Origin of the sequence: Cupriavidus necator, assembly GCF_016127575.1 — a bacterium.
GTDB lineage: Bacteria > Pseudomonadota > Gammaproteobacteria > Burkholderiales > Burkholderiaceae > Cupriavidus > Cupriavidus necator_D.
Window position 1 is genome coordinate 939,169 of sequence record NZ_CP066018.1, and the last position, 25,529, is coordinate 964,697.

Annotated in this window: 23 protein-coding genes and 1 tRNA gene; 13 read left to right on the forward strand and 11 right to left on the reverse strand. The window is 67.7% G+C overall.

Annotated elements, in window-relative coordinates:
• Positions 1-91 precede the first annotated feature (91 nt).
• From sucC to recA, 4 genes are all read right to left on the reverse strand, one after another.
• A complete protein-coding gene (gene sucC, locus I6H87_RS04300) occupies positions 92-1,258 on the reverse strand; it encodes an ADP-forming succinate--CoA ligase subunit beta (protein WP_010812219.1) in 1,167 nt (388 codons plus the stop codon).
• An 89-nt stretch (positions 1,259-1,347) separates the two neighbouring features.
• Positions 1,348-2,043: a DUF2889 domain-containing protein gene (locus tag I6H87_RS04305; protein WP_011614567.1), complete on the reverse strand. Its 696-nt coding sequence runs from the start codon at positions 2,041-2,043 to the stop codon at positions 1,348-1,350.
• A 143-nt stretch (positions 2,044-2,186) separates the two neighbouring features.
• Positions 2,187-2,663 carry a recombination regulator RecX gene (gene recX, locus I6H87_RS04310; protein WP_011614566.1) on the reverse strand — a complete coding sequence of 159 codons (477 nt, stop codon included), beginning with the start codon at positions 2,661-2,663 and terminating at the stop codon, positions 2,187-2,189.
• 101 nt (positions 2,664-2,764) lie between these two features.
• A complete protein-coding gene (recA, locus tag I6H87_RS04315; protein ID WP_010812222.1) occupies positions 2,765-3,829 on the reverse strand; it encodes a recombinase RecA in 1,065 nt (354 codons plus the stop codon).
• Positions 3,830-4,055: 226 nt separating this feature from the next.
• Here recA and I6H87_RS04320 point away from each other — a divergent pair, with 226 nt between their 5' ends.
• The 5 genes from I6H87_RS04320 to I6H87_RS04340 all read left to right on the forward strand — a co-directional run bounded on the left by I6H87_RS04320 (position 4,056) and on the right by I6H87_RS04340 (position 8,835).
• Positions 4,056-4,745 carry a response regulator gene (locus tag I6H87_RS04320; protein ID WP_010812223.1) on the forward strand — a complete coding sequence of 230 codons (690 nt, stop codon included), beginning with the start codon at positions 4,056-4,058 and terminating at the stop codon, positions 4,743-4,745.
• A gap of 50 nt (positions 4,746-4,795) precedes the next feature.
• Positions 4,796-6,352 (forward strand): sensor histidine kinase, encoded by a 1,557-nt coding sequence (locus I6H87_RS04325; RefSeq protein WP_037025083.1) that lies wholly within the window; start codon positions 4,796-4,798, stop codon positions 6,350-6,352.
• Positions 6,349-6,684 carry a DUF4212 domain-containing protein gene (locus I6H87_RS04330; protein WP_010812225.1) on the forward strand — a complete coding sequence of 112 codons (336 nt, stop codon included), beginning with the start codon at positions 6,349-6,351 and terminating at the stop codon, positions 6,682-6,684. The genes I6H87_RS04325 and I6H87_RS04330 overlap by 4 nt, the downstream gene beginning before the upstream one ends.
• 243 nt (positions 6,685-6,927) lie before the next feature.
• The gene (locus tag I6H87_RS04335; protein ID WP_010812226.1) at positions 6,928-8,625 is read left to right on the forward strand and encodes an MFS transporter; all 1,698 of its coding nucleotides are present in this window, start codon (positions 6,928-6,930) and stop codon (positions 8,623-8,625) included.
• 133 nt (positions 8,626-8,758) lie between these two features.
• Positions 8,759-8,835: transfer RNA gene (locus I6H87_RS04340), tRNA-Met, on the forward strand.
• Between the two features lie 108 nt (positions 8,836-8,943).
• Here I6H87_RS04340 and I6H87_RS04345 read toward each other — a convergent pair.
• The 5 genes from I6H87_RS04345 to I6H87_RS04365 all read right to left on the reverse strand — a co-directional run bounded on the left by I6H87_RS04345 (position 8,944) and on the right by I6H87_RS04365 (position 13,468).
• Positions 8,944-9,531, reverse strand: coding sequence for a YcbK family protein (locus I6H87_RS04345; RefSeq protein ID WP_010812227.1), 588 nt, complete (start codon positions 9,529-9,531; stop codon positions 8,944-8,946).
• A 30-nt stretch (positions 9,532-9,561) separates the two neighbouring features.
• Positions 9,562-11,154, reverse strand: coding sequence for a L,D-transpeptidase family protein (locus I6H87_RS04350; RefSeq protein WP_062804664.1), 1,593 nt, complete (start codon positions 11,152-11,154; stop codon positions 9,562-9,564).
• Positions 11,155-11,238: 84 nt separating this feature from the next.
• Positions 11,239-11,865, reverse strand: a complete 627-nt coding sequence (locus I6H87_RS04355; RefSeq protein ID WP_010812229.1) for a LuxR C-terminal-related transcriptional regulator — start codon at positions 11,863-11,865, stop codon at positions 11,239-11,241.
• 161 nt (positions 11,866-12,026) lie between these two features.
• Positions 12,027-12,404 carry a carboxymuconolactone decarboxylase family protein gene (locus I6H87_RS04360; protein WP_011614564.1) on the reverse strand — a complete coding sequence of 126 codons (378 nt, stop codon included), beginning with the start codon at positions 12,402-12,404 and terminating at the stop codon, positions 12,027-12,029.
• The gene (locus I6H87_RS04365; RefSeq protein WP_011614563.1) at positions 12,401-13,468 is read right to left on the reverse strand and encodes a CaiB/BaiF CoA transferase family protein; all 1,068 of its coding nucleotides are present in this window, start codon (positions 13,466-13,468) and stop codon (positions 12,401-12,403) included. The genes I6H87_RS04360 and I6H87_RS04365 overlap by 4 nt, the downstream gene beginning before the upstream one ends.
• Positions 13,469-13,819: 351 nt before the next feature.
• Between I6H87_RS04365 and I6H87_RS04370 the strand changes: the two genes are divergently transcribed.
• Positions 13,820-14,260, forward strand: a complete 441-nt coding sequence (locus I6H87_RS04370; protein WP_010812232.1) for a universal stress protein — start codon at positions 13,820-13,822, stop codon at positions 14,258-14,260.
• Positions 14,261-14,307: 47 nt separating this feature from the next.
• Here the strand turns inward: I6H87_RS04370 and I6H87_RS04375 are convergent, their stop codons facing one another.
• Both I6H87_RS04375 and I6H87_RS04380 read right to left on the reverse strand, forming a co-directional pair.
• Entirely contained in the window at positions 14,308-15,354 is a 1,047-nt protein-coding gene (locus tag I6H87_RS04375) for a serine/threonine protein kinase (protein WP_010812233.1), read from the reverse strand.
• An 18-nt stretch (positions 15,355-15,372) separates the two neighbouring features.
• Complete coding sequence (locus I6H87_RS04380) at positions 15,373-16,935, reverse strand: DEAD/DEAH box helicase (RefSeq protein ID WP_011614561.1); 1,563 nt, start codon at positions 16,933-16,935, stop codon at positions 15,373-15,375.
• A 299-nt stretch (positions 16,936-17,234) separates the two neighbouring features.
• Between I6H87_RS04380 and I6H87_RS04385 the strand changes: the two genes are divergently transcribed.
• The 7 genes from I6H87_RS04385 to lnt all read left to right on the forward strand — a co-directional run bounded on the left by I6H87_RS04385 (position 17,235) and on the right by lnt (position 25,295).
• Complete coding sequence (locus I6H87_RS04385) at positions 17,235-18,920, forward strand: ClcB-like voltage-gated chloride channel protein (RefSeq protein WP_011614560.1); 1,686 nt, start codon at positions 17,235-17,237, stop codon at positions 18,918-18,920.
• 113 nt (positions 18,921-19,033) lie between these two features.
• Positions 19,034-19,435: a hypothetical protein gene (locus tag I6H87_RS04390; RefSeq protein WP_010813860.1), complete on the forward strand. Its 402-nt coding sequence runs from the start codon at positions 19,034-19,036 to the stop codon at positions 19,433-19,435.
• 89 nt (positions 19,436-19,524) lie between these two features.
• Complete coding sequence (gene miaB, locus I6H87_RS04395) at positions 19,525-20,877, forward strand: tRNA (N6-isopentenyl adenosine(37)-C2)-methylthiotransferase MiaB (protein ID WP_011614559.1); 1,353 nt, start codon at positions 19,525-19,527, stop codon at positions 20,875-20,877.
• A 33-nt stretch (positions 20,878-20,910) separates the two neighbouring features.
• Complete coding sequence (locus tag I6H87_RS04400; RefSeq protein ID WP_011614558.1) at positions 20,911-21,909, forward strand: PhoH family protein; 999 nt, start codon at positions 20,911-20,913, stop codon at positions 21,907-21,909.
• Entirely contained in the window at positions 21,910-22,656 is a 747-nt protein-coding gene (ybeY, locus tag I6H87_RS04405) for an rRNA maturation RNase YbeY (protein WP_011614557.1), read from the forward strand. It abuts the gene before it with no gap.
• Between the two features lie 144 nt (positions 22,657-22,800).
• On the forward strand, positions 22,801-23,688 hold the full coding sequence (locus I6H87_RS04410) for a CorC family transporter (protein ID WP_010813864.1): 888 nt from the start codon (positions 22,801-22,803) through the stop codon (positions 23,686-23,688).
• The gene (gene lnt / locus I6H87_RS04415; protein ID WP_010813865.1) at positions 23,685-25,295 is read left to right on the forward strand and encodes an apolipoprotein N-acyltransferase; all 1,611 of its coding nucleotides are present in this window, start codon (positions 23,685-23,687) and stop codon (positions 25,293-25,295) included. The genes I6H87_RS04410 and lnt overlap by 4 nt, the downstream gene beginning before the upstream one ends.
• The last annotated feature ends 234 nt before the right edge of the window (positions 25,296-25,529 follow it).

Sequence of the window (25,529 nt, forward strand, 5' to 3'; positions counted from 1 at the left end):
CCTTTGCTTGGCTACGAGCGGCGCGCGCGAGGGCGCATCAAAGCGCCTGCGCACCGCCCGCGTTCGCGTATGGTTGCGTTCGTGCGACGGCTTACTTGCCAGCGGCAGCGGCCACCACCTTCTGGGCGGCTTCTTCCATCGTGTCGGCCGAGATGATGGGCAGGCCCGAGTCGGCCAGCATCTTCTTGCCGAGGTCTTCGTTGGTGCCCTTCATGCGCACGACCAGCGGCACCGTCAGGTGCACGGCCTTGGAAGCGGAGATCACGCCTTCGGCGATCACGTCGCAACGCATGATGCCGCCGAAGATGTTGACCAGGATGGCCTGCACGTTCTTGTTGCTCAGCATCAGCTTGAAGGCTTCGGTCACCTTCTCGGTGGTGGCACCGCCGCCCACGTCGAGGAAGTTGGCCGGCTCGCCGCCGAACAGCTTGATGGTGTCCATGGTGGCCATGGCCAGGCCGGCGCCGTTCACCAGGCAGCCGATGTTGCCGTCCAGCGAGATGTAGGCCAGGTCGAACTTCGAGGCTTCGATTTCGTTGGCGTCTTCTTCATCCAGGTCGCGGTAGGCAACGATTTCCGGGTGACGGAACAGCGCGTTCGAGTCGAAGTTGAACTTGGCGTCCAGCGCGATGACCTTGCCGTCGCCGGTCAGGATCAGCGGGTTGATTTCAGCCAGCGAAGCGTCGGTTTCATAGAACGCCTTGTACAGGCCTTGCAGGGCCTGGCGGGCTTGCGCCACGCTCGTGTCGGGCACGCCGATCTTGCGGGCGATGTCGTCGGCTTCAGCGTCGGTCAGGCCAACCGACGGCTCGATGATCAGGGTGTGGATCTTTTCCGGGCTGTGGGCGGCGACTTCTTCGATGTCCATGCCGCCTTCGCTCGAGGCCATCAGCGCGACCTTCTGCGAAACACGGTCCACCACCAGCGAAACGTACAGTTCCTTCTTGATGTCGGCGCCTTCTTCGATCAGCAGACGGTTGACCTTCTTGCCTTCCGGGCCGGTCTGGTGCGTGACCAGCTGCATGCCCAGGATGTTCGAAGCGTAGGTCTTGACGTCGTCGATGCTCTTGGCAACCTTCACGCCGCCGCCCTTGCCGCGGCCACCCGCATGAATCTGAGCCTTGACGACCCACACCGGGCCGCCGAGCGTTTCTGCGGCCTTCAGGGCCTCGTCAACCGAGAACGCGGGGATGCCGCGCGGAACCGGCACATTGTATTTGCGCAGGATTTCCTTGCCTTGATACTCATGGATATTCATGCGTGTTTCCTTTCGGGTAGGCGTAAAAGGTAGAAGGGAAGAATCTGAAAGAAGACGAACTCTCTCGTCAGGCTGGCCAATCCTGAGAATCAGCCGGAGGTGCCGGTCGGCCGCTCGGCCGGGACAGCGTCGTTGCCATCATTGCCGCGGTCGCCATTGGCCGCGGGCGGCGCCTGAGGCGCAGTTGCGACGGCAGGTGCTGCCTCGGCCCGTACCTTGGGCGTCGGCTGGTGACCATACCAGCGCGGGTAAAACTGACGAACCACCTCGCCATCGAAACGCAGGGCGTGGCAGCCGTTCAACTGATAGGGCGGCTCCGGATTCGGGTCGTCCTCGCCGTTGTCGCGGATATTGATGACTTCACCGGCAAAGGCCTGGATCGCCGTGCTGGGCAGCACGCCAGCGGCCTCGGTCAGGTGTGAGCAACCGTGCATGCCGCCCAGGCGCTCGCGCACGGCCTTGCGAAAGCCCTTGCGCAGGTTCAGGCCGATCAGCTTGCGGTAAGCCGGGCCGATCGTGTCGCAATGAGATGGATACGGCACCCAGTCCGAGCAGGCCTCGGCATCCAGCACCGTCATTTCCTCATTGATCGTGACGCGCAACCACAGGTCGTGCAGGGGCTGGCCTACCGGGCGGACGCGGTCGCCGGCCAGTTCGATGTCGCGAGGCTTGGTGTCGGTCAGGCGCACCTCGATATCCCACAAGCCGTCCTCTCTCTGGTACGCCTCGGCCGTAATGGCGCGACGGTGACGCTGGGAGCGGTTGACGGGCTGGGACAGAGGCATGGCCAGGCTGGAAATACGGGGGCTGGGGAACGGCGGTGCCGGAGCACCGAAAACCGGGGGAGTTTAACATGCCGCGCCGCTTTGGCCGGGAACATCCTTGTGCAGCAACTGTCGCAGCGGGATTGTCGGCCGACCATGGCGCATCAGGCCTCGCCACCGTCGTCGCCGTAGTCTTCGTCCGCACCCTGGATGATCTTGCCGACGACCGAACGCGAGAACCCGCGCGCCACCATGAAGCGGATCTGCCTGGCCCGCGCTTCGGGCGTGTCCGGCGGGGTGCCGAAGCGCTTGCGCCAGACCTCACGGGCGCGCTCCACTTCCGTGGCGCGCAGCCGCTCCTGCAGATCGCCCAGTTGCTCGCTGCCGAGCTTGTGGGTCTTGGCTTCCTGCATCACGCGCGCGGTGCCGTAGCGGGCGCCGCGGCGGTGCACCAGGCTGTCGGCAAAGCGCTGGTTCGACAGCCAGTTCTCGCGCTCCAGCGCGTCCAGCAACTGCTCCAGCTGCTCGGCCGACTCGGCATGCGGCGCCAGCTTGCGCGCCAGTTCGGCGCGGCTGTGCTCGCGGCGAGACAGGTAGCCGACGGCGCGGGCCTTCAGCGAAAGCGGGGGACGGGTTGCCATGGTTGCCGGAATCTGTGGATGGAGGGGTCCGCGCCAAGCAAAAAGGCCGGGGCATCGGCGATGCCCCGGCCTTCCGGATGGCGCAATGGCCGCTGGCGCGGTCAGTCTTCGACCGCTACCGGCGTGGCAGCCGCCGTGGGGTTCATGGCCACCACGCCCAGCGCCGCGCGCACCTTGTTCTCGATTTCGTCGGCGATGTCAGGGTTCTCGCGCAGGTATTCGCGCGCGTTGTCCTTGCCCTGGCCGATCTTGTCGCCGTTGTAGCTGTACCAGGCGCCGGACTTCTCGACGATCTTGGCGTCCACGCCCAGGTCGATGATCTCGCCCTGGCGCGAGATGCCCTGGCCGTAGAGGATGTCGAAGAAGGCTTCGCGGAACGGCGGCGAGACCTTGTTCTTGACCACCTTGACCTTGGTCTCGTTGCCGATCACGTCGTCGCCCTTCTTGATCGAGCCGATGCGGCGGATATCCAGGCGCACCGAGGCGTAGAACTTGAGCGCGTTGCCGCCGGTGGTGGTTTCCGGCGAGCCGAACATCACGCCGATCTTCATGCGGATCTGGTTGATGAAGATCACCAGGCAGTTGGTGCGCTTGATGGTGCCGGTCAGCTTGCGCAGCGCCTGGCTCATCAGGCGGGCCTGCAGGCCGGGCAGCGAATCGCCCATTTCGCCTTCGATTTCGGCCTTGGGCACCAGCGCCGCCACCGAGTCGATCACGATCAGGTCGATCGAGCCCGAGCGCACCAGCGCGTCGGTGATTTCCAGCGCCTGTTCGCCGGTGTCCGGCTGCGAGATCAGCAGGTCGCCGACGTTGACGCCCAGCTTGTTGGCGTAGCTGACGTCCAGCGCATGCTCGGCGTCGATAAAGGCGCAGGTGCCGCCCAGCTTCTGCATCTCGGCCACGACCTGCAGCGTCAGCGTGGTCTTGCCCGACGATTCCGGACCATAGATCTCGACCACGCGGCCGCGCGGCAGGCCGCCGACGCCAAGCGCGATGTCCAGGCCGAGCGAACCGGTGGATACCACCTGAATGTCCTTCTCGACCTCGCCGTCGCCCAGGCGCATGATCGAGCCCTTGCCGAACTGCTTCTCGATCTGGGAGAGCGCGGCGGCAAGCGCCTTCTGCTTCTCGGCGCTCACGCCGGCACCTGCCTTCTTGTCGTCCATGGTCGTCCTTGAATCAATGGTGTATAAATAGGCCGCATGTGGCGCGGCACCGGCATTTTCCGGCTCCAGCGCCGGCCCGGCTGTCTGCGCGGCCGCTCTCCAGGGGGTCTCCCCGGGCAGCCCCAGCGGAACGTGCGGGTACTGTATAAAAAAACAGTATGCTTGGCAAGCCCCATCGCGCCCCATTCCGCCGGCGCCGGCTATGCCGGCCAGGGTGGAGACAACCATGCGCATTCTGATCGCCGAAGATGACGACGTGCTGGCGGACGGCCTGACGCGCTCGCTACGCCACTCGGGTTACGCCGTCGACCACGTCACCAACGGCCTGGAAGCCGATTCCGCGCTGTCGACCCAGACCTTCGACCTGCTGATCCTGGACCTGGGCCTGCCGCGCATGTCCGGGCTGGAAGTGCTCAAGCGCCTGCGCGCGCGCGGCGCCATGCTGCCGGTGCTGATCCTGACCGCCGCCGACAGCGTCGACGAGCGCGTCAAGGGCCTGGACCTGGGCGCCGACGACTATATGGCCAAGCCCTTTGCCCTGTCCGAGCTTGAAGCGCGCGTGCGCGCGCTGGTGCGGCGCGGCGCCGGCGGCGGCGCCACGCTGATGCGGCACGGGCCGCTGGCCTACGACCAGGTCGGACGCATCGCCTATCTCAACGAGCAGATGCTGGACCTGTCCGCGCGCGAGATCGGGTTGCTGGAGATCCTGCTCACACGCAGCGGCCGCCTGGTATCGAAAGAGCAGCTGGTGGACCACCTGTGCGAGTGGGGCGAGGAAGTCAGCAACAACGCCATCGAAGTCTACGTGCACCGGCTGCGCAAGAAGATCGAAGTCGGCGGCATCCGCATCGCCACCGTGCGCGGGCTTGGCTACTGCCTGGAGAAATTCCAGCCGGCGGTGGCCACGCATCACTGATCCGACCCCACCGCAGGCCACGCGACTGACCTGAGCGCAACCTCGCCGAGATGAGCCTGCTGCGACTGCCCTGGCGGCGCGTGCCCCGCCCCGCGCCCCCCCCTCCTTCCGCCGCCCCGGCCCCGGACACTACCGACCAGGACCTGGCCGACGCGTTGCCGCACCTGGAGGAAAGCGCGGCAAATTCCGCGCCGCGCTCATTGTTCGGTGAGATCCTCGACTGGATGCTGGCGCCGCTGCTGCTGCTCTGGCCGATGAGCATCGCGGTGACCTACCTGGTGGCCAAGTCGATCGCCAACGGGCCCTTCGACCGCGCGCTGGAAGCCAGCGCCATCGTGCTGTCGCAGCAGGTGCGCGAGGTCAACGGGCGCATCACGCTGCAGCTGCCGCTGTCGGCGCGCGAGATCCTGCGCGCCGACGAGACCGACAACATCTACTACCAGGTGGTCGGCAAGCGCGGCGAATACATCGCCGGCGACCACGACCTGCCGCTGCCGTCCGAGGAGGACCAGGGCCACGCGGGGCTGGTGTCCCTGCGCGATGACCGCGTGGCCGGCAACGACGTGCGCGTGGCCTACACCTATATCGACCTGAAGCAGGTCAGCGGCACCCAGCCGGTGCTGGTGCAGGTGGCCGAGACGCTGGACAAGCGCGCGCGCCTGGCCAACGAGATCATCAAGGGCGTGATCCTGCCGCAGTTCGTGATCCTGCCGCTGGCGGTGGTGCTGGTGTGGTTCGGGCTGTCGCGCGGGCTGGCGCCGCTGACCGCGATCCAGCAGCGCATCCGCGCGCGCAACCCCGGCGATACCAGCCCGATCGACGAACGCGCCGCGCCGCAGGAAATCACGCCGCTGGTGGGTTCGTTCAACGACCTGCTGGCGCGCCTGGACCAGTCGGTGCAGACCCAGAAGCGCTTTATCGCCGATGCCGCGCACCAGATGAAGACGCCGCTGGCGGGCCTGCGCATGCAGGCCGAGCTGGCGCAGCGCGAGCAGTCGCCGGAAGAGCTGCGGCGCTCGCTGGCGCAGATCGCCGGCAGCTCTGAGCGCACCGCGCACCTGGTCACGCAGCTGCTGTCGCTGGCGCGCATGGAAAACCTGGCGGGCACCGGCGGCATGGCCGCGCTGGACCTGGCGGCGCTCGCGCGCGAGGTGGTCAAGGACTGGCTGCCGCAGGCTTGGGCGCGCGACATCGACCTGGGCCTGGATGCCGACGAACATCCGGTGATGGTGCAAGGCAACCGCCTGATGCTGACCGAGATGCTGAACAACCTGCTCGACAACGCCATCCGCTACACGCCGCGCGGCGGGCACGCCACGGTGCGCGTCAGCGCCGATGCCTTCGAGCCGTTCGCCTACCTGGATGTGGAAGACACCGGCCCGGGCATTGCGCCGGCCGAGCGCGAGCGCGTGATGGAGCGCTTCTACCGCGTGCTCGGCACCAATACCGAAGGCAGCGGCCTGGGCCTGGCCATCGTGCGCGAGATCGTGCAGCAGCACGGCGGCGACGTCCAGATTTCCGACCACGTCTACCAACAATCGCCACGGCTGGCCGGCGCGCATTTCCGCGTGACGCTGCGCCGGCCCGACTACCTGCCGCCCGCATGAACGACAGCCCCGCCCCCGATAGTGCCGAAGCCCGCCAGCGCCAGGCCTGGCGGCGCAACCTGCGCTGGATCTGCGGCCTGCTCGCGATCTGGTTCACCGTCACCTTCGTGGTGGCATGGTTTGCGCGCGACCTGCGCTTCGACTTCTTTGGCTGGCCGTTCTCGTTCTGGGTCGGCGCGCAAGGCGCGCTGGTGGTCTACGTGCTGATGGCCGCGCTCTACGCCTGGCGCATGAACCGCGCCGACGGCGAAGCGGACGCCGATAGCCTGGCCGCGCCCGCCCCTGCGCCTTCGCAGGGCGCCTCGCGCGGAACAGGCACTGATGCTGCATAGCCGCAGCCCTGCAAAGCGCGCCATTCCGCCACACAAGTGAATTGCGCCCCGCAGCGCAGCAGCCAAGCTCGCGCCCACGGCTAGCGTATACCCCGATATTCTTTGACGATTCCGTGCCCCGTTCTGTCAGAACGCAGTAAGTTTCGCCACCCACAATCCTCTGCAACTCAGGCATAGCGGCCAGCCGCGCGGTCTTTCCCGCGCCACGCCCACCCGAGATCCATTCCAGACGGAGGAGACAATATGGCAAACGTGCAAAACGTTGCGGTGCCCGCAGGGGGCGCGCAGAACGCACCGATGACAGCCGAAGAGCGCAAGGTGATCTTTGCCTCATCGCTGGGCACGGTGTTCGAGTGGTACGACTTTTATCTCTACGGCTCGCTGGCGGCAATCATTGCCAAGCAGTTCTTCGCCGGACTGGATCCCACCTCGGCCTTCATCTTCGCGCTGCTCGCATTCGCCGCCGGCTTTATCGTGCGGCCGTTCGGCGCGCTGGTGTTCGGCCGCCTGGGCGACATGATCGGGCGCAAGTACACCTTCCTGGTGACGATCCTGCTCATGGGCCTGTCGACCTTCATCGTCGGCCTGCTGCCGGGCTATGCCACCATCGGCTGGGCCGCGCCGATCATCCTGATCGCACTGCGCATGCTGCAAGGCCTGGCGCTCGGCGGCGAGTACGGCGGTGCCGCCACCTACGTGGCCGAGCACGCACCGCACGGCAAGCGCGGCGCCTATACCTCGTGGATCCAGACCACGGCCACGCTGGGCCTGTTCCTGTCGCTGATCGTGATCCTGCTGTGCCGCGAAATGACCGGGCCCAACTTCGAGACCTGGGGCTGGCGCATCCCGTTCCTGGTGTCGATCCTGCTGCTGGGCGTGTCGGTATATATCCGCCTGTCGATGAATGAATCGCCGGCGTTCCAGCGCATGAAGGCAGAGGGCAAGACCTCCAAGGCCCCGCTGACCGAGTCCTTCGGCCAGTGGCGCAACCTGAAGATCGTGATCCTGGCCCTGCTCGGCCTGACCGCCGGCCAGGCCGTGGTCTGGTACACCGGCCAGTTCTATGCGCTGTTCTTCCTGACCCAGGTGCTCAAGGTCGATGCCAAGACGGCCAACCTGCTGATCGCCGGCGCACTGGTGCTCGGCACGCCGTTCTTCATCTTCTTCGGCTCGCTGTCGGACAAGATCGGCCGCAAGTGGATCATCATGGCGGGCTGCGCGCTGGCCGTGCTGACCTACTTCCCGCTGTTCAAGGCCATGACCCACTACGCCAACCCGGCTCTGGAGCGCGCCCAGAAGAGCGCCCAGATCGTGGTCACCGCCGACCCGAAGCAGTGCTCGTTCCAGGGCAGCCCGATCGCCCGCGAGATCGACTTCCGCAGCTCCTGCGACATTGCCAAGCGCACGCTGGCCCAGGCATCGGCCAGCTATGAAGTGGTCGAGGCCCCGGCCGGCACCGTGGCCACGGTCAAGATCGGCGACAAGGAGATCAAGGCCTTCGACGCGCAGCTGGTGAACGGCCACAGCTTCGACGAGCCCAGCAAGAAGCAGATCGCGGCGTTCAAGAAGGAGGTTGGTGAATCGATGGCCTCCGCCGGCTACCCGACCAAGGCCGACCCGGCACAGATGAACACGATCATGGTGCTGGTGATCCTGGTCATCCTGGTGATCTACGTCACCATGGTGTACGGCCCGATCGCCGCCATGCTGGTGGAGCTGTTCCCGACCCGCATCCGCTACACCTCGATGTCGCTGCCCTACCATATCGGCAACGGCTGGTTCGGCGGCCTGCTGCCCACCATCTCGTTTGCGCTGGTGGCCCAGAACGGCAACATCTACTACGGTCTCTGGTACCCGATCATCATCGCAGCCATCACCTTCGTGATCGGCGCGCTGTTCATCCGCGAGACCAAGGACGTGAACATCTACGCCAACGATTGAGCAGTCGTCCGGCACTAACGGAAACGGCAGGCCATCCGGCCTGCCGTTTTTTTATGCATGGGCCCTTCGTGCAAAATCTTCACACGAAGGTGTTGACAGCATCGAAAGCCCAGGTATAATCTCAGTCTTCGTTGGCGAATTAGCTCAGTCGGTTAGAGCGACGGAATCATAATCCGCAGGTCCGGGGTTCGAGTCCCTGATTCGCCACCATCTATTTAAAAAGCCGCGATCCCGCATGGGTTCGCGGCTTTTTGCTTTGGGTCGTTACCAGGGCGCGCAAACGAGAGCCGCCCATCATGGGGCGGCCACAGACGACGCTTACCAGTAACGCACGCGCCCGGTATCGATGTGCACGAACTGGTCAGACTCATAGAAGCCGACGCCCCCGCCCTGCAATGACTTGGCCGCGTCGCGCACGTCCGCCAGCGGCACGCCGGCCAGGCGGATGTCGATGGCCTTGCCGTCCATGTGCAGGCTGTGCCTGGCCACGCCGCCGCCGCGCGTGTTGCGCAGGCGCGAATTGGTGGTCGGACTGCGGTAGCCGGAAATGACCTGGAACGGCTGGTCGGTGCCAAGCTCGCGGCGGACCTGGAACAGCAGGTCGAACAGTTGCGGGTCGATCATGCCGACCTTGCCGGAATAGTGGTCGCGCAGGAAGCCGTTGAGCGTAGTCAGCGCGTCGGGCACGAAGCGGTCGCCAACGGCATAGACCAACGACACGCGTTCGCCGGTGTGGGTGTGGTCGAACGCCAGCGTGCGGGCGTCCGGCAGGCCAGCCAGGGCCCGGTTTGCAGGCAGGCCTGCCAGCGCCTGGCGCGGCGCCAGCGGCATCAGGCCGGCGGCAAGGGCCAGGCCTCCGGCGGTATGAAGAAAGCGGCGGCGTGCCTGGCGCGTCGCATCAGTCATGGTACTTCCTCTGAATGTGCCAGTGGCGCCTCAGCGGGTGGTGCCAGAGGCGCTTGCAATAGCTGGTTGCTGGGGCCGTCCGTTGCGTTGCCGCAGTGCCTTCTCCAGCAATTTGTCGTGACCGTAAATGTCAGGCAAGAAGGATACACGACCATCGGCGCGCGCAATGACCGTGCCGTAGGCCAGCACCACCGGCAAGGGCTGCTGCAGGCGCACCGTATTGGACTTGCCACGCGTCATCGCTTCGCGGATCCGGGTCTCGTTCCAGTCCGGCATATCGTGCAACACGAACTGGGCCAATGCTACTGGGGCTTCCACGCGGATGCAGCCATGACTGAAGTCGCGCCGGCCGCGCTTGAACAGCTGCGGCGAGGGCGTGTGGTGCAGGTAGATGTTCTCGTTGTTGGGAAACACGAACTTGATATCGCCCAGCGCGTTCAGCGGGCCCGGCCGCTGGCGGATGCGCATGCGGCCGTTCAGCACTGCCTCGAGATTTTCCTCGGACAGCGTGGTCACGGCCTTGCCGTCGCCGGTGACGAACTCCAGGCCCTGCCGGTTGAAATAGGCCGGATCGCGGCGCAGGTGCGGCACGGTCTCGCGGCGCGCGATCGAGGGCGGGATGTTCCAGTACGGGCTGAACTCGATGTAGCGCATATCCTCCTCGAACAACGGCGTGCGCGTATCCAGTGCCTTGCCCACGATCACCTTCATCTCGAGCTTGATGTCGAGCTTGCCGTCGCGGATCTCATAGGCGCGCAGCATGAATTCCGGCACATTGACCACGATCATGCGCGGACCGTCCAGCGGCGTCCAGCGCAGCCGCTCCATGGTCAGTTCGATTTGCCGCACACGGCTGGCGATGGGCAGGTTGAGTTGTGCCAGCGTGGCCGCGCCGATCACGCCGTCGGCCTCCAGGCCGTGGCGCGACTGGAACGCCTTGACGCCGTCGACCAGGGTCCCTTCGTAGCGGGCCGGCACCTGGGTGCCGGCGGGCAGGTCGCCCAGCGCAACCAGGCGTGCAGCCAGCGCCGCGGCACCGGCCCAGGGCTGGCCCGGCGTCAGCTTGCTCGCCGGCAAGGGTGGCAGCGGCTGCCCCCAGGCCGGCTGCTTCGCGATCTCGCGGTACCGCGCCAGGGCCTCCCGCAGCGTGCCATAGAGCGGGAAGGTGGGCGCTGCCTGGCGGATGGCATCGGGCAGCCGTTGCTGCCTGACGGCATCGCGCAGCCAGATGGCGGCATCGAAGGGCCGTTCCGCCTGCGGGGCAAAGTTGGCATGGACCGCGCGCGGGTTGACGCGCCCGCCGTGCAGGTCTGCCAGCATCCGCTCCATCGCGGCGCTCAGCGCCGCATCCACGCGTGCGGCAGCGTCCGGCGGCAATGCTGGCCCGCTGGCGGCCTGGGCCACGGCCTGGCGCAAGGCGTCGGCATCGTAGTCGCGCGGGTCGAGGCCGTCGGCCGCGGCCGCGGCCAGCGCATCGACGGCCTGGCGGGCCGCCGGCACCGGTCGGCCCTGCGCAAACCACATCGGTTCGTTGGCGAAGGCAGGCGTGGCCTGGCATGCGGCGGCACAGGCAAGCACGACAGCGCCCAGGCGGCGTGCGGCGGCATTCAGGGTCGGTGGCATCGGGCGAAAAGTTCGGATTCGTCACACACGCCAACAGTCTACCCGCGATGGCGGCATGGTGCCGCAAGCCGCCCGGGGTGCGCGTTACCACACCAGCTGATGCCGGCGCGCGTAGTCCACCATTTCGACCAGGGAGCCGACATTGAGCTTGGCCATGATGTTGGCCTTGTGCGTGCTGACCGTCTTGCTGCTGATCAGCAGTTGCGCCGCGATCGACTTGTTGGAATGGCCGCGCGCCAGGTATTGCAGGATGGTGATCTCGCGGTTGCTCAGCCGCGCAAAGCCGGATTCCCGCTGCTCGCCGATCTGGCGCACGGTTTCCAGCGTATGCATGGGAAAGACCAGGTAGCCGCTCAGCACACCGCGTACGGCCTGCATCACCTCGGCCAGCCCACGCTGCTTGACCACGAAGCCATGGGCGCCGGCGCGCAGCGCCCGCACCGAGGCCAGGGTGGCGTCGCTGTCGGACAGTACCAGCAAGGGCACGGTGGGCTGCGTCGCCGAGACGCACCGGACAAAGTCGATGCCGGGATTGCCGAAGCACTCGATATCGACCAGCACCAGCCCCGGCCGTTGCTCGCGGACCAGCCGGAATGCTTCCTGCATGCCGTCCATTTCCAGTACTTCACCGGCGCCCAACTCAGCGCGGATTTCAGCGGACAGCGTGGTGCGGAACCGGGAGGGTTCGTCGACGATCAGCGCGAGATGCAATTTGAGGCTCCTTAACGACTTGCATGGCTTGGCCTGGTGCCAAGGTTAAGGGGCCGGAGAGATCCTGATGCGCCGAATCCTCGCCGCGCAGATGCGGCAAAATCTGCATCAGAGTCAGACTCTTCTGCATCGCTGTTTTCGTATCGATGCCGCGGTCGGCGTTACCCGTTGGCAGCGTCGAGGACTTCAGTCAGCTTGCGGCTGGCATCCAGCGCCGCGGGGAATCCGCAGTAGATCGCGCTGTGCACCATCAGTTCGCGCAGTTCCTGCGGCGTAACGCCATTGGCGAGCGCGCCGCGCAGATGCCCGGCCAGCTCCTGCGGCCGGTTCAGCGCAATCAGCATCGACACCAGGCTGCGCTGCTTGCGGTCCAGGCCGTCGCGAGTCCAGACCGTGCCCCAGGCGAACTCCGTCACCAGTTGCTGCAGGCTGGGTTCGGCCATGGCATGGGTCTCCGGTCTGGGTGGATGCCGCATGGTAGCCGAACCGATCAAGCCGATTCGAGAGGCCGCGGCATCGGTGCCGCGGCCCCAGGTCATTCCGTGCCCGCGGGCAGGAAGCGCGGCGCCGGCGCCGAACGCGGCACCTCGCGCTCGCCCTGCCGGTACAGCCGATACGTGCCGCGTGCCTGGTTGTGCGGATGGCGCGCGGCCTCGTCCAGGGTCAGCACGCGCGCAAAGCACACGTCGGTGCCGCCCAGCAACGCCTCCCACTGAGTGCTTGACTTGCCTGCGATGCAAGCGGCAATGCGGGCCTTCACCGCGGGCCACTGGGCACGGTCATACTGCGTGGCGGGGTCGATGTCGGTCAGCTCGAGCCGCTCGAGCAGCTCGCGGTAGAACTGCGGCTCGAGCGCGCCCAGCGTGATGGCGCGGCCGTCGGCGCAAGGGAAAACGTCATAGAACGGCGAATCGTGGAAGGGGCTCGGTTGCGGGCCGCCGAGCGTGCCGGCTGCGCGCGACACCTGCACCAGCGAGCCCAGCATGGCGACGATATCGGTGATGGCCGCATCCACCACGCAGCCCTCGCCGCTTGCGCGCGCGCTCAGGATGGCGCTGGTGATGCCGAATGCCAGGCCAAGCGCGCCGGTGGCATCGCCCATCACGGTCGGCGGCACCATCGGCAGTGAGCCTTCGCGCGCAGCCATCGACAAGAGGCCGGTCAGCGCGATGTAGTTGAGGTCGTGGCCGGCGCTTTGCGACAGCGGGCCGGTCTGGCCCCAACCGGTCATGCGCCCGTAGACCAGGCGCGGATTGCGTGCATGGCACGCCTTCGGGCCCAGGCCGAGGCGCTCCATCGCGCCCGGGCGCAGCCCTTCGATCAGCGCGTCGGCGCCGGCCACCAGGTCCAGTGCGGCGGCCACGTCGTCCGCAGACTTCAGGTTCAGTTGCACCACGCGCTTGCCGTGCTCCAGCTCCATCTCAGGCGGCACGGGCTGGCCGCGCAGGATGCGGCGGGCATCCGGCGCGACCGGCCGGGTCACCAGCGTGACCTCGGCGCCCAGGCCAGCCAGCATCGCACCGCACAACGGGCCGGGGCCGATGCCTTCGAATTCCACCACCTTGATACCGCGCAGGGGCAGCAGGTTGCCACGCTCACTCATGATCGTCGTCTCCGGAATCGCCGCCCGCCCGGGCCATGGCCGGGGGACAGCTTGCATTGAATTGGTATGGGATGGGCCGTGCCTGCGGCAGCGCGGACGTGCCAATGCCTGCCGCGGGGCTCGGGAGCATGCTACGCGCCACGGCGTTGACGGGGCAATGGCCAAATGCTTCAGCCGGCTTGACGGAATCCGTCAGCCGGCCGGCTATCGCACGGCGAAATCGGATAAATCCGATCCGACTTGATCTAAATCGGGTCCTGGCAGGACACTAGGTGCCATGATGGTTCCAGATGGCGGTGCCGCCTCATGGCGCACCGCCTGCCGACAGCCCCCATCCAGGAGATTTCCAACATGACCAATATCGTGCTCGCCACCGACGGTTCGGCCTTCAGCGACGCCGCGGCCCGTTTTATCGCCGAAGGCAAGCTGCTGCAGAGCGGCTTCACAGTGCATGTCGTGCATGTGGCGCCGGAAGTAAGCGGCCAGGTGCGCGCCTTTGTCAGCAAGGAGACCATCGATGACTGGCACAAGGAGGCCAGCGAGAAGGCCATGGCGACGGTCTGCGAGATCCTGTCCGCAGCCAAGGTGCCGTTCGAGCGGCACCCGCTGCACGGCTTCGCGCCGGAGCGCATCGTCGCCTGTGCGCGCTCGGTCGACGCCGCGGCCATTGTGATGGGTACGCATGGCCGCGGTTCGTTCTTCGATGCGGTGATCGGTTCAGTCGCAGGCCGCGTGCTGGCGCAGGCAGAGTGCCCGGTGCTGCTGGTCAAGGCGCCGGAAAAGAAGGGTTGAGCAAATTAGTGGAAAACCGGCGCCCTGGCGGCGCCGACCGGTAGACCTCAGGCGCCCCACAGGGGCGCTTCGTCCATCAGCGCCACCTGTTCGCGCAGTTCGAGGATGCGATCCTGCCAGTAGCGCGCCGTGCCGAACCAAGGGAACGCGGCCGGAAAGGCCGGGTCGGCCCAGCGGCTGGCGAGCCAGGCGCTGTAGTGCAGCAGCCGCAGCGTGCGCAGCGCTTCCACCAGCCACAGTTCGCGCGGCTGGAATTCGGCGAAGTCCTCATAGCCGGCAACGATGTCGGCCAGCTGGTCCTGCATGGCCGCGCGGTCGCCCTCGAGCAGCATCCAGATGTCCTGGATCGCCGGCGCCATTCGGCTGTCATCGAAGTCAACGAAATGCGGGCCCGTTGCGCCATGGGTGCCGCCGCGCGCGTCGTCCTCGCCGATCCACAGCACATTGCCGCGATGGCAGTCGCCGTGGGTGCGCAGCAGGCGCACCTCGCCGGCGCGCTCATAGCAGCGGCGCACGCCGTCCAGCGCCAGGTCGGCCACCGATTGCCATGCGGGCAGCAGGTCGGCGGGAATGCAGCCGCTGGCGAGCAGCCAGTCGCGTGGGGCAACGCCGAAGGTTTCAAGATTTAGCGCCGGGCGCGCCTGGTAGGGCTGCGTCGCCCCCAGCGCGTGGATGCGGCCGATGAAGCGGCCGAGCCAGGTCAGCGTGTCGGAACGGTCCAGCGCCGGCTCGCGGCCGCCGCAGCGGGGGAATACCGCGAAACGGAAGCCGGCGTGATGCAGCAGCGTGCCGGCCGCGCCCGGTGCCAGCACCATGGCCGGCACGGCCGGGATCTCGGCATCGGCCAGTTGCTGCACGAAGGCGTGTTCTTCCAGGATGGCCGCATCGGTCCAGCGGCCCGGACGGTAGAACTTGGCGATGACCGGCGCGGCATCTTCGATGCCCAGCTGCCAGACGCGGTTCTCATAGCTGTTGAGCGCCAGCAGGCGCCCGTCGGGGCGCAGGCCGGCGCCTTCCAGCGCGTCCAGCATCAGCTCCGGCGTCAGGCCGGCGTAGGGAACGCCGGGGTCGGCCGGGGTGTCGGACGCGTGCATGGTGTCAGCCTGTCCCGCTCAGCGCGCCGGCTTGCGGTTGCCGCCGAGCAGCGCGGCCTGCGGCGCCGGACGGCGATTGCGCGCCGGTGCCGGGGCCGCGTCGTGCGGCTGGCGCGCGGGTTGCGCCGCGGCCCGTTGCTGGCGCGCCGGCTCCTGGCCGTCGCGGCGCGGTGCGGGATTGCGCGCGCCGCCGGCGGGCTGGCCGCCACGGTTGCCGTTGGCTGCACCGTTGCCGCGCTGGCCGCCCTGGGCTTGCCGCGGCGCAGCCTGCGCTTCGCGCGCCGGGCGCTGGCGCTGGGCGCCCTCACCTTCGTTGCCGGCCGGACGCGCCTGGGCGCGTCCGCGGCCCTGGCCTTGTCCTTGCCCCTGGCCACCACCGCCACGCTGTTGGCGACCCTTCTGGATCGGCTCGGGTGCGATGCTCGGGTCGACCTCGAAGCCCGGCAGCACAGTCTGCTCGAGCTTGCGCTTGATCAGGCGTTCGATATCGCGCAGCAGCGCAATCTCGTCCACGCAGACCAGCGAGATCGCTTCGCCCTCGGCGCCGGCGCGGCCAGTGCGGCCGATGCGGTGCACATAGTCCTCGGGCACGTTGGGCAGGTCGAAATTGACCACGTGCGGCAGCTGGTCGATATCGATGCCGCGCGCGGCGATATCGGTTGCCACCAGCAGCCGCAGCGTGCCGGACTTGAATTCCGACAGCGCGCGCGTGCGCGCCGACTGGCTCTTGTTGCCATGGATCGCCAGTGCCGACAGGCCGTCCTTGGTCAGCTGCTCGGCCAGGCGGTTGGCGCCGTGCTTGGTGCGGGTGAACACCAGCACCTGGTGCCAGTCATGCTGACGCACCAGGTGGGCCAGCAGTTCACGCTTGCGCTCGCGATCCACCGGGTAGACGCGCTGGTCCACGGTCTCGGCCGTGGTATTGCGCCGCGCCACCTCGATCGAGGCCGGGTTGTTCAGCAGGCGGTCTGCCAGCGCGCGGATGTCGTCGGAGAACGTCGCCGAGAACAGCAGGTTCTGGCGCTTGGCCGGCAGCACGTTGAGGATCTTGCGGATATCGTGGATGAAGCCCATGTCGAGCATGCGGTCGGCTTCGTCCAGCACCAGCAGTTCCACCTGCGACAGGTCGATGGTGCGCTGGGACACGTGGTCCAGCAGGCGGCCGGGCGTGGCCACCACGATCTCGACGCCGCGCTTGAGCTGCTCGATCTGCGGATTGATGCCGACGCCGCCGAACATCACCATCGAGCGCAGGCGCAGGTACTTGCCGTAGTTGCGCACGCTCTCCTCGACCTGGGCGGCCAGTTCGCGCGTGGGCGTCAGCACCAGTGCGCGCACCGGCAGGCGGGCCGGACGCTGCGCGCCATTGGCGCCGCGCGCCGCGGAGTCGGACAGCAGCTGCAGCATCGGCAGCGTAAAGCCGGCGGTCTTGCCGGTGCCGGTCTGCGCGCCGGCGAGCAGGTCGCCGCCCTTGAGGATGGCGGGGATCGCCTGGGCCTGGATGGGAGTCGGCGTGGTGTAGCCCTGTTCGGCCACGGCACGCACAATCTTGTCGGACAAGCCGAGTTCAGAAAAAGACATGAATTGCTGCTTGGGCCATCGCTGCGCACGCGGTGCGCCAAACGCCGGATGGCTCCTGGTAATCGGATCGGAATCGGAACGCGAACGCCGGGAAGCCGGCACGGCAGGGCACCGGCCCGCCCGCGAAGGAAAGAGCGGTAGTGTACCAGTCCGGGACCAGCGGGTTCTGCACCGCGCGCGGCCCCGCATGCGCGCCGGCGCACATCGGGTCTGCGCGGGTGGCGCTGCGCTATCATGACAGCCTCTGCCCGCCCCTCTCCGGCTCCGCACCCGCTCCACATGTGCCCCGGAAAGCCGCCATGCGCTTGCGTTTCCTCGAAGACCAGGAAGTCACCCTGTTCGCGGCCATCCCGGTCGGGATCGTCGCGGCCATTGCCACCACGCTGTTCAAGGAGGCGCTGGATGGCGCGGGCGTGGTCCTGTTTTCCAGCCATGCCGACGTGGTCGCCGTATTCGCCACGCTGGCGCTGGCGTGGCGTGTGGTGGTGCCGGCCGTGGGCGGCGCGCTGGCGGGCAGCCTGCTGGTGCTGGCCAATCGCCTGGCCGGCAGCCACGGCGGCGCCACCGACTACATGGAAGCGGTATCCAGCGGCAGCGGCCGCCTGCCGGTGCGGATCACCTTGCTGCGCGCGCTCTCGTCATTTTTCTCGATCGTCAGCGGCAGTTCGGTCGGCAAGGAAGGTGCGATGATCCAGCTGGCGGCGCTGTGCGGCTCGCTGTTCCCGTCGACCCGGCTGGAACGCGGCGGCGGCTCGAACATGCGCCGCATGCTGACCGCCTGCGGGGCCGCGGCGGGCCTTGCCACCGTTTATCACACCCCCTTCTCCGCTGCCGTCTTCGTTGCCGAAGTGGTGTTCGGGGCGCTCGCGGTGCAGCGCCTGATGCCGCTCTTCCTGGCTTCGGTGGCCGGTGCCATGGTCAGCCAGTGGCACGGCGGCCTGCAGCCGCTCTACCCGGGCCTGGATATCGCCCCCGACCTGCGCCCGCACATCCTGCTGGCCGCGGCCGCGCTGGGCGTGGCCGCCGGCATTGCGGGCGCGCTGTTCATGCGTGCGGCGGGCTTTGCGCGCAGCCGCTTTGCAGCGATGCCTGGCGGCCCGGTGGCCCGGCTGACGCTGGGCGGGGCGCTGGTCGGCGTGCTCGCGATGGCGGTGCCCGAGGTGGTTGGCAACGGCTATTCCACCATCCAGACCATCCTGCAGGAGCAGCCGCTGAGCGTGCCGGTGGCCGGCGTGCTGCTGGCCAAGCTGGTGGCTACGGTGATCAGCATGGGCTCGGGGGCGGTCGGCGGCGTGTTCACGCCGTCGCTGTTCGTGGGGGCGGCGCTCGGGCAGTTGCTGGCCATCGGCATGCAGGGCACGGCGGCCGCTGCGGCGCCGCTGCTGCCGCTGGTGGGCATGAGCGCGTTCCTGGCGGCCACCAGCCAGGCGCCGCTGATGTCGGTGTTGATGGTGTTCGAGATGACGCTGGCGCCCGCGCTGCTGCTGCCGTCGATGATCGGCGCAGTGGCGGCGTACTACACCGCGTCACGCTGCCAGACGCTGTCGCTGTACAGCGTGATCGCCGAGCGCGCGCAGGCCTCGGCCGCGGCCGAACACGCCCGCACGCTGACGCTGGCGGGCCTGTGCGACCCGACCGATACCGTGCTCGACCCCAACGCCACCCTGTCGGCCGCAGCCGACAAGTTTGCCGAGACCGGCACGCGCTACCTCTATCTGGTCGAAGCGGATGGCCGCCTGCTGGGCGCGCTGTCAATCCATGCGCTGCAGCGCGCCCAGCGCGAGGGCGCCGCGGACGACGTGCTGGCGCTGGCCGAGCGCGACTTCCCCGCGCTGACGCCGGATTCGCGCCTGCGCGACGCCCTGGCGGTGTTTGCCGAGCACGGCATCAACCGCATCCCGCTGGTGCGCGACAGCGCCGGCCGCGAACTGATGGGCACGGTGTCCAAGCAGCGTGTGCTGCAAGAGGCATCCTGCCTGTTCTGAGCCCCGCCGCATCGCCGACCCGGCCAGGCCGCCAGCGGGGTAAAATGCCGGGTTGCGCCCGCCTTTGGGCCATTCCCGCCAACGCGTCGTCCCATTTGTCGGAGTTCTCCCCCATGCCAGCAGGTCGTGATGCGCGCCGCGAGGCGCCGGAGTCTGTTCAACCCGGGCGCGCCCGCAGGCTGTTGCCAGCGCTGGCCTGCGCCGCCGCCCTGCTGCTCGGTGCGGCAAGCGCGATGGCCCAGCCGGTGCGGGCGATCCCGGACGATGCGCAGGCGGCCAGGCTCGTTATCGCCACGCCGTCTGCCGGTGCCCCGCAGACGGCCACGCTCGACGGCAAGACCGTCGGCGTGGCGCCGGGCCTGCGCCTGTTCGGCTCCGACAACCAGTTGCTGGCCAGTGCCGCGGTGGCGGGCCAGAAGCTGCCGGTGCGGTACAAGCTGGACCTGTACGGCCAGTTGCTGACCGCGTGGGTGCTGAGCGAGCCGGAACAGAAGGCGCTGAAGAAGAAATCGTAGTCCCCCGGAAGTGCGACCGGCGCGCCCCACGCGCCGGCCGTGTTGTTGCAACACCCTGATGCCCCCAGGTCAACCACTGAGATCGGCATATGAAGAAAGTTTTCGTCAAGACGTACGGCTGCCAGATGAACGAGTACGACTCGGACAAGATGGTCGACGTCCTCAACGCCAGCCAGGGGCTGGAACCCACCGACAACGTCGAAGAGGCCGATGTGATCCTGTTCAACACCTGCTCGGTGCGCGAGAAGGCGCAGGAGAAGGTGTTCTCGGAACTGGGCCGGATGAAGGCGCTCAAGGCCGTCAAACCCGACCTGGTGATCGGCGTGGGCGGCTGCGTGGCCAGCCAGGAAGGCGCCAGCATCGTCTCGCGCGCACCCTATGTCGACGTAGTGTTCGGCCCGCAGACGCTGCACCGCCTGCCCGACCTGATCGCGCGCCGCCAGCGCACCGGCCAGTCGCAGGTGGATATCTCCTTCCCCGAGATCGAGAAGTTCGACCACCTGCCGCCGGCACGCGTCGAAGGCCCGAGCGCCTTTGTCTCGATCATGGAAGGCTGCTCCAAGTACTGCAGCTACTGCGTGGTGCCCTATACCCGCGGCGAGGAAGTGTCGCGCCCGTTCGAGGACGTGCTGGCCGAAGTCGCCGGCCTGGCCGAACAGGGCGTGCGTGAAGTCACGCTGTTGGGCCAGAACGTCAACGCCTACCGCGGCAAGATGGGCGACACCACCGAGATCGCCGACTTTGCGCTGCTGATCGAGTACGTGGCCGAGATCCCCGGCATCGAGCGCATCCGCTACACCACCAGCCACCCGAAGGAATTCACCTCGCGCCTGGTCGAGCTGTACGGCCGCTGCGACAAGCTGGTCAACCACCTGCACCTGCCGGTGCAGCATGCGTCCGACCGCATCCTGATGGCGATGAAGCGCGGCTACAGCGTGCTGGAGTACAAGAGCATCATCCGCAAGCTGCGCGTGCTGCGCCCGGATATGTCGATGTCTTCGGACTTTATCGTCGGCTTCCCCGGCGAGACCGATGCCGACTTCGAGAAGCTGATGGCGATGATCGAAGAGATCGGCTACGACACCTCGTTCTCGTTCATCTTCAGCCCCCGCCCGGGCACGCCCGCTGCCAACCTGCACGACGACACCCCGCACGAGGTCAAGCTGCGCCGGCTGCAGCGCCTGCAGGCCACCATCGAGGAAAACGTGCAGCGCATCAGCCAGAACATGGTCGGCACGGTGCAGCGCATCCTGGTGGAAGGCCCCGCGCGCAAGGATCCGACCGAGCTGCACGGGCGCACCGAGAACAACCGCGTGGTCAACTTTGCGCTGCCGGGCGTGCCGCAGGCAGGCCGCGACCGGCTGGTCGGCCAGCTGGTCGATGTCAGCATCACGCAGGCCTTCCCGCACTCGCTGCGCGGCGAGATCGTGGTTCGGCAGTAACCAGGCACCATCCAGCGAGGCCATCGCCAACCGATGAAAGTCCCTTCCGCAGAATTCGTCGCCCCCAAGGACGACAACACCCGGCTGCAGAACCTGTGCGGGCCGCTCGACGAGAACCTGCGCCAGATCGAGCAAGCGCTGGACGTGAACATCCAGCGCCGTGGCCACCGCATGACGGTGCGCGGCGGCAACGCGCAGGATGCGGCAACGGCGCTGGAGCGCTTCTACAACCAGGCGCGCACGCCGCTGTCGATCGACGACGTGCAGCTGGGCCTGGTTGAAACGCGCCAGCTGTCCGCGCATGGCAGCTACCTGCCCGGCAACGGCGACGATGTCGAAGAGCGCGAGATCGGCGACGAATCGCCGGTGCTGCACACGCGCCGCACCGGCCTGCAGGGCCGCACCGTGGCGCAGCGCGACTACCTGCGCAATATCCTGTCGCACGACCTGACGCTGGGTGTCGGCCCGGCCGGCACCGGCAAGACCTACCTGGCAGTGGCGTGCGCGGTCGATGCGCTGGAGCGCGACGCGGTCAAGCGCATCGTGCTGACGCGCCCGGCGGTGGAAGCCGGCGAGCGCCTGGGCTTCCTGCCTGGCGACCTGGCGCAGAAGGTCGACCCCTACCTGCGCCCGCTGTATGACGCGCTGTACGACCTGCTTGGCTTCGACCGCACGCAGAAGATGTTCGAGCGCCAGATGATCGAGATCGCGCCGCTGGCCTATATGCGCGGGCGCACGCTGAACCATGCCTTCATCATCCTGGACGAGGCGCAGAACACCACGCCCGAGCAGATGAAGATGTTCCTCACGCGCATCGGCTTCGGCTCCAAGGCGGTGATCACCGGCGACACCACCCAGATCGACCTGCCCAGGGGGCAGAAGAGCGGCCTGGTGGAGGCGCTGCACGTGCTGCGCGACGTGCGCGGCATTGCCTGCACCCGCTTTACCAGCATCGACGTGGTGCGCCATCCGCTGGTGGCCCGCATCGTCGATGCCTATGACGAATACCACGCCCAGCACAAGGACGCTTAATTGAAATCCCAGAAATCCAAGTCTTCCGCCGTGAGCCTGACCCTGTTCGACGGCGACGGCCGCGCGCGCAAGAGCGCCGCGCACGCGCTGCGCGTGCAGTTGCCCGACGGCCGCAGCCTGACGCTGGACCTGTCGCAGGCCGCCGACGGCGTGGTCGCGCTGCTGGCCGAGCACACCGACACCAACCAGCAGGCTGGCCTGCTGGTGCGCCCGGACAACCATGACTCGCTGTCGGTGGCCGTGACCGCCACGCCGGTGGTCACCACCACCGGCACGCCGGCCACCCCGCCCGGACTCGAACTCGAGATCCAGAACGGCGACGGCGTCGGCAAGCGCGCCGGCCTGCCGCCGCGCCGCAAGATCGAGACCTGGGTCAAGTCGGCGCTGTATGCCGACGCCGCGCTGACCATCCGCTTCGTCGATGAGGAAGAGGGCCGCACGTTGAACCGCACCTATCGCGGCAAGGATTACGCCACCAATGTGCTGACCTTTGCCTATGCGGAGAACGAGGAAGACCCGGTCACGGGCGATATCGTGCTTTGCTGCCCGGTGGTGGAAACCGAGGCGCGCGAGCAGCGCAAGCCGCTGGAAGCGCACTATGCGCACCTGATCGTGCACGGCGTGCTGCATGCGCAAGGCTACGAGCACGAGGAAGACGCCGAGGCCGAGGAAATGGAGGCGATCGAGACCGAAACGCTGCAGGCGCTCGGTTACGCCGACCCTTACCAGGGCGATCGCACCGTGTGATCCCCGCGTAATTCCTTTCTCACGGGCGGCGCCGACCGGGCGCCGCCTGCTGCACATATTGTCGCAGACCACCGCCCGCCGTCACGGGACGGCCAGGCTTTTAGTGTATCCTTCAGACGATCTCCACCACGCGCTCGCCGCGAAATGAACGACCCTTATCCCAGTTCGAAGCCCGCTTACCTGAAGCAGGCCGATCGGCCCAGATCGCTTCTCGAACGCCTGTCAGACCTGATTTCCCCCGAGCCGGACACCCGCGCGGAATTGCTCGAAGTGCTCCAGGAAGCGCATGAGCGCAACCTGATCGACGCCGACTCGCTGTCGATGATCGAGGGCGTGTTCCAGGTCTCCGAACTGACCGCGAGCGACATCATGGTGCCGCGCGCGCAGATGGATATGGTCAATATCGCGGATGCCCCGGAGGCGTTCATCCCCTTCATGCAGCAGACCGCGCACTCGCGCTTCCCGGTCTATGAAGGCAGCCGTGACAACATCATCGGCATCCTGCTGGCCAAGGACCTGCTGCGCTACTACACCGACCCCGCCTTCGACCTGCGCGAGACCCTGCGCCCGGCGGTGTTCATCCCCGAGTCCAAGCGCCTGAACATCCTGCTGCGCGACTTCCGCATCAACCGCAACCATATCGCCATGGTCGTCGACGAGTATGGCGGCGTGGCAGGCCTGGTGACGATCGAGGACGTGCTGGAGCAGATCGTCGGCGACATCGAGGATGAGTTCGACCTGGACGAAGACCAGGACAATATCCTGCCGATGCCCGACGGCAGCTGGCGCGTGCACGGCCTGACCGAGATCGCCCAGTTCAACGACGCCTTCGGCACCGCCTTCTCCGACCACGATGTCGATACCGTGGGCGGGCTGCTATCCAACCACGTGGGCCACGTGCCCCACCGCGGCGAGGTCATCACCCTGCCGCCGATCCGCTTCGAAGTGCTGCGCGCCGACGCGCGCCAGGTGCACCTGCTGCAGGTGCACCGGGAATCCAACGGCGACAACGCGGGCGCGGCCGGCGCATGAAGCGTTCCGCCCCGATCCTCAACGGCGCCGCCGCTGCCGACGCCGCCCCGGCGGGCGTGCCTGGCACGCGCGCGCATTCGCGCACGGCGACCATGGCGCGGCTGCTGCTGGCCGGCGTGCTCGGCATCGCCCATACGCAAGCCTTTGCCCCCCATGACTGGTGGTGGCTGCAGATCCTGTCGCTGGCCGGCCTGGCCGCGCTGATGGCCGACGCGCCGCGCGCGCGCCTGGCCGCCGCCACTGGCTATGCCTTCGGGCTGGGCTGGTTCCTGTCCGGCATCTGGTGGCTCTATATCAGCATGCACGTCTACGGCGAGATGCCGGCGTGGATGGCCGCGCTCGCGGTGGTGCTGTTCTCGGGCTTCCTGTCGCTCTACCCGGCACTGGCCGGCGCGCTGTGGCATCGGCTGACGGCGCGCCTGCCCCGGGCCACGCTGCTGGCGCCGCTGGCCTTCGGCGCTGCCTGGGGACTCACCGAATGGCTGCGCGGCGTGGTGTTTACCGGCTTCCCGTGGCTGTCGGGCGGATATGCCCATGCCGATGGCCCGCTGGCCGGCTTCGCGCCGCTGCTTGGCGTGTACGGCATCGGCGCGCTGGCAGCCGCGGTGGCGGCACTGCTGGCGGCTGCAGTACGCGGGCTGGGTCGCGGCGAGCGCGGCCGGGCGCTGGGCGCCCTGGCACTGGCACTGGCCCTGCCCGCCGCGGGCGCCGCGCTGGCGCCGCTGGCCTGGACCACGCCCGCCGGCAAGCCGCTGTCGGTGCGGCTGCTGCAAGGCAACGTGGCCCAGGACATCAAGTTCGAGCCCGCCGGCATCCAGCGCTCGATCGAGCTGTACCGCGACATGATCACCGCCGCGCCGGCCGACCTCGTGGTCACGCCGGAAACCGCGTTCCCGGTCATCCTGCAGGAGCTGCCGGTCGACGTGGCCGTGGCGGTGCGCGACTACGCGCTGGCCAGCGGCACCACGGTGCTGTTCGGCGCCGCCGGCGCCGACTCGCCGGTGGACTTCACCAACAGCGTCTTCGGCCTGGGCCCCGAGACCGAACGCCTGTACCGCTACAACAAGCACCACCTGGTGCCGTTCGGCGAATTCATCCCGCTGGGGTTCCGCTGGTTCGTCGACATGATGAAGATGCCGCTGGGCGACTTCCGCCGCGGCGGGCTCGACCAGGCCTCGCTGCCGGTGCGCGGCGTGCGCGTGGCGCCCAATATCTGCTACGAGGATCTGTTCGGCGAGGAGATCGCGCAGACGCTGCGCCAGCAGCCGGCGCCGGCCAATGTCCTGGCCAACCTGACCAACCTGGCATGGTTCGGCGACACCATCGCGCTGGACCAGCACCTGCAGATCTCGCGCATGCGCGCACTGGAAACGCGCCGGCCGATGCTGCGCTCGACCAATACCGGCATGACCGCGGTGGTGCGTCCGGACGGCTCGGTGCAGCAACGCCTGCCGACCTTCACGGTCGGCACGCTGGCGGCCGAGGTGCAGGGCATGCAGGGGCTGACGCCCTATATCCGCTGGGGGAACGCGCCGGTGCTGGCGCTGTTTGCACTGGTGCTGGGGCTTGCTGCCTGGCGTGTGCGCAAGCTGCGCGGTGCAGGCTGAAGGCACAGGCTGGCGCAGGCACCGGACCCGGCGGGATCGCCGCCACCGTCCGGCGCTGGATTGCGGTGCCGGTGGTGGCGCCTCAGGTGGGCGCCAGCCGGTTCAGTTCAGCAGCCCGGTCGCCACGGACACGGTGGCCGCGGCGATCATGACCGCGATTGCGACCAGGTAAGGTTTGCGAGAAAGAAGTGCCATGATGCCAAGTCCCCATCAATAATCAGTTACCGACAAACG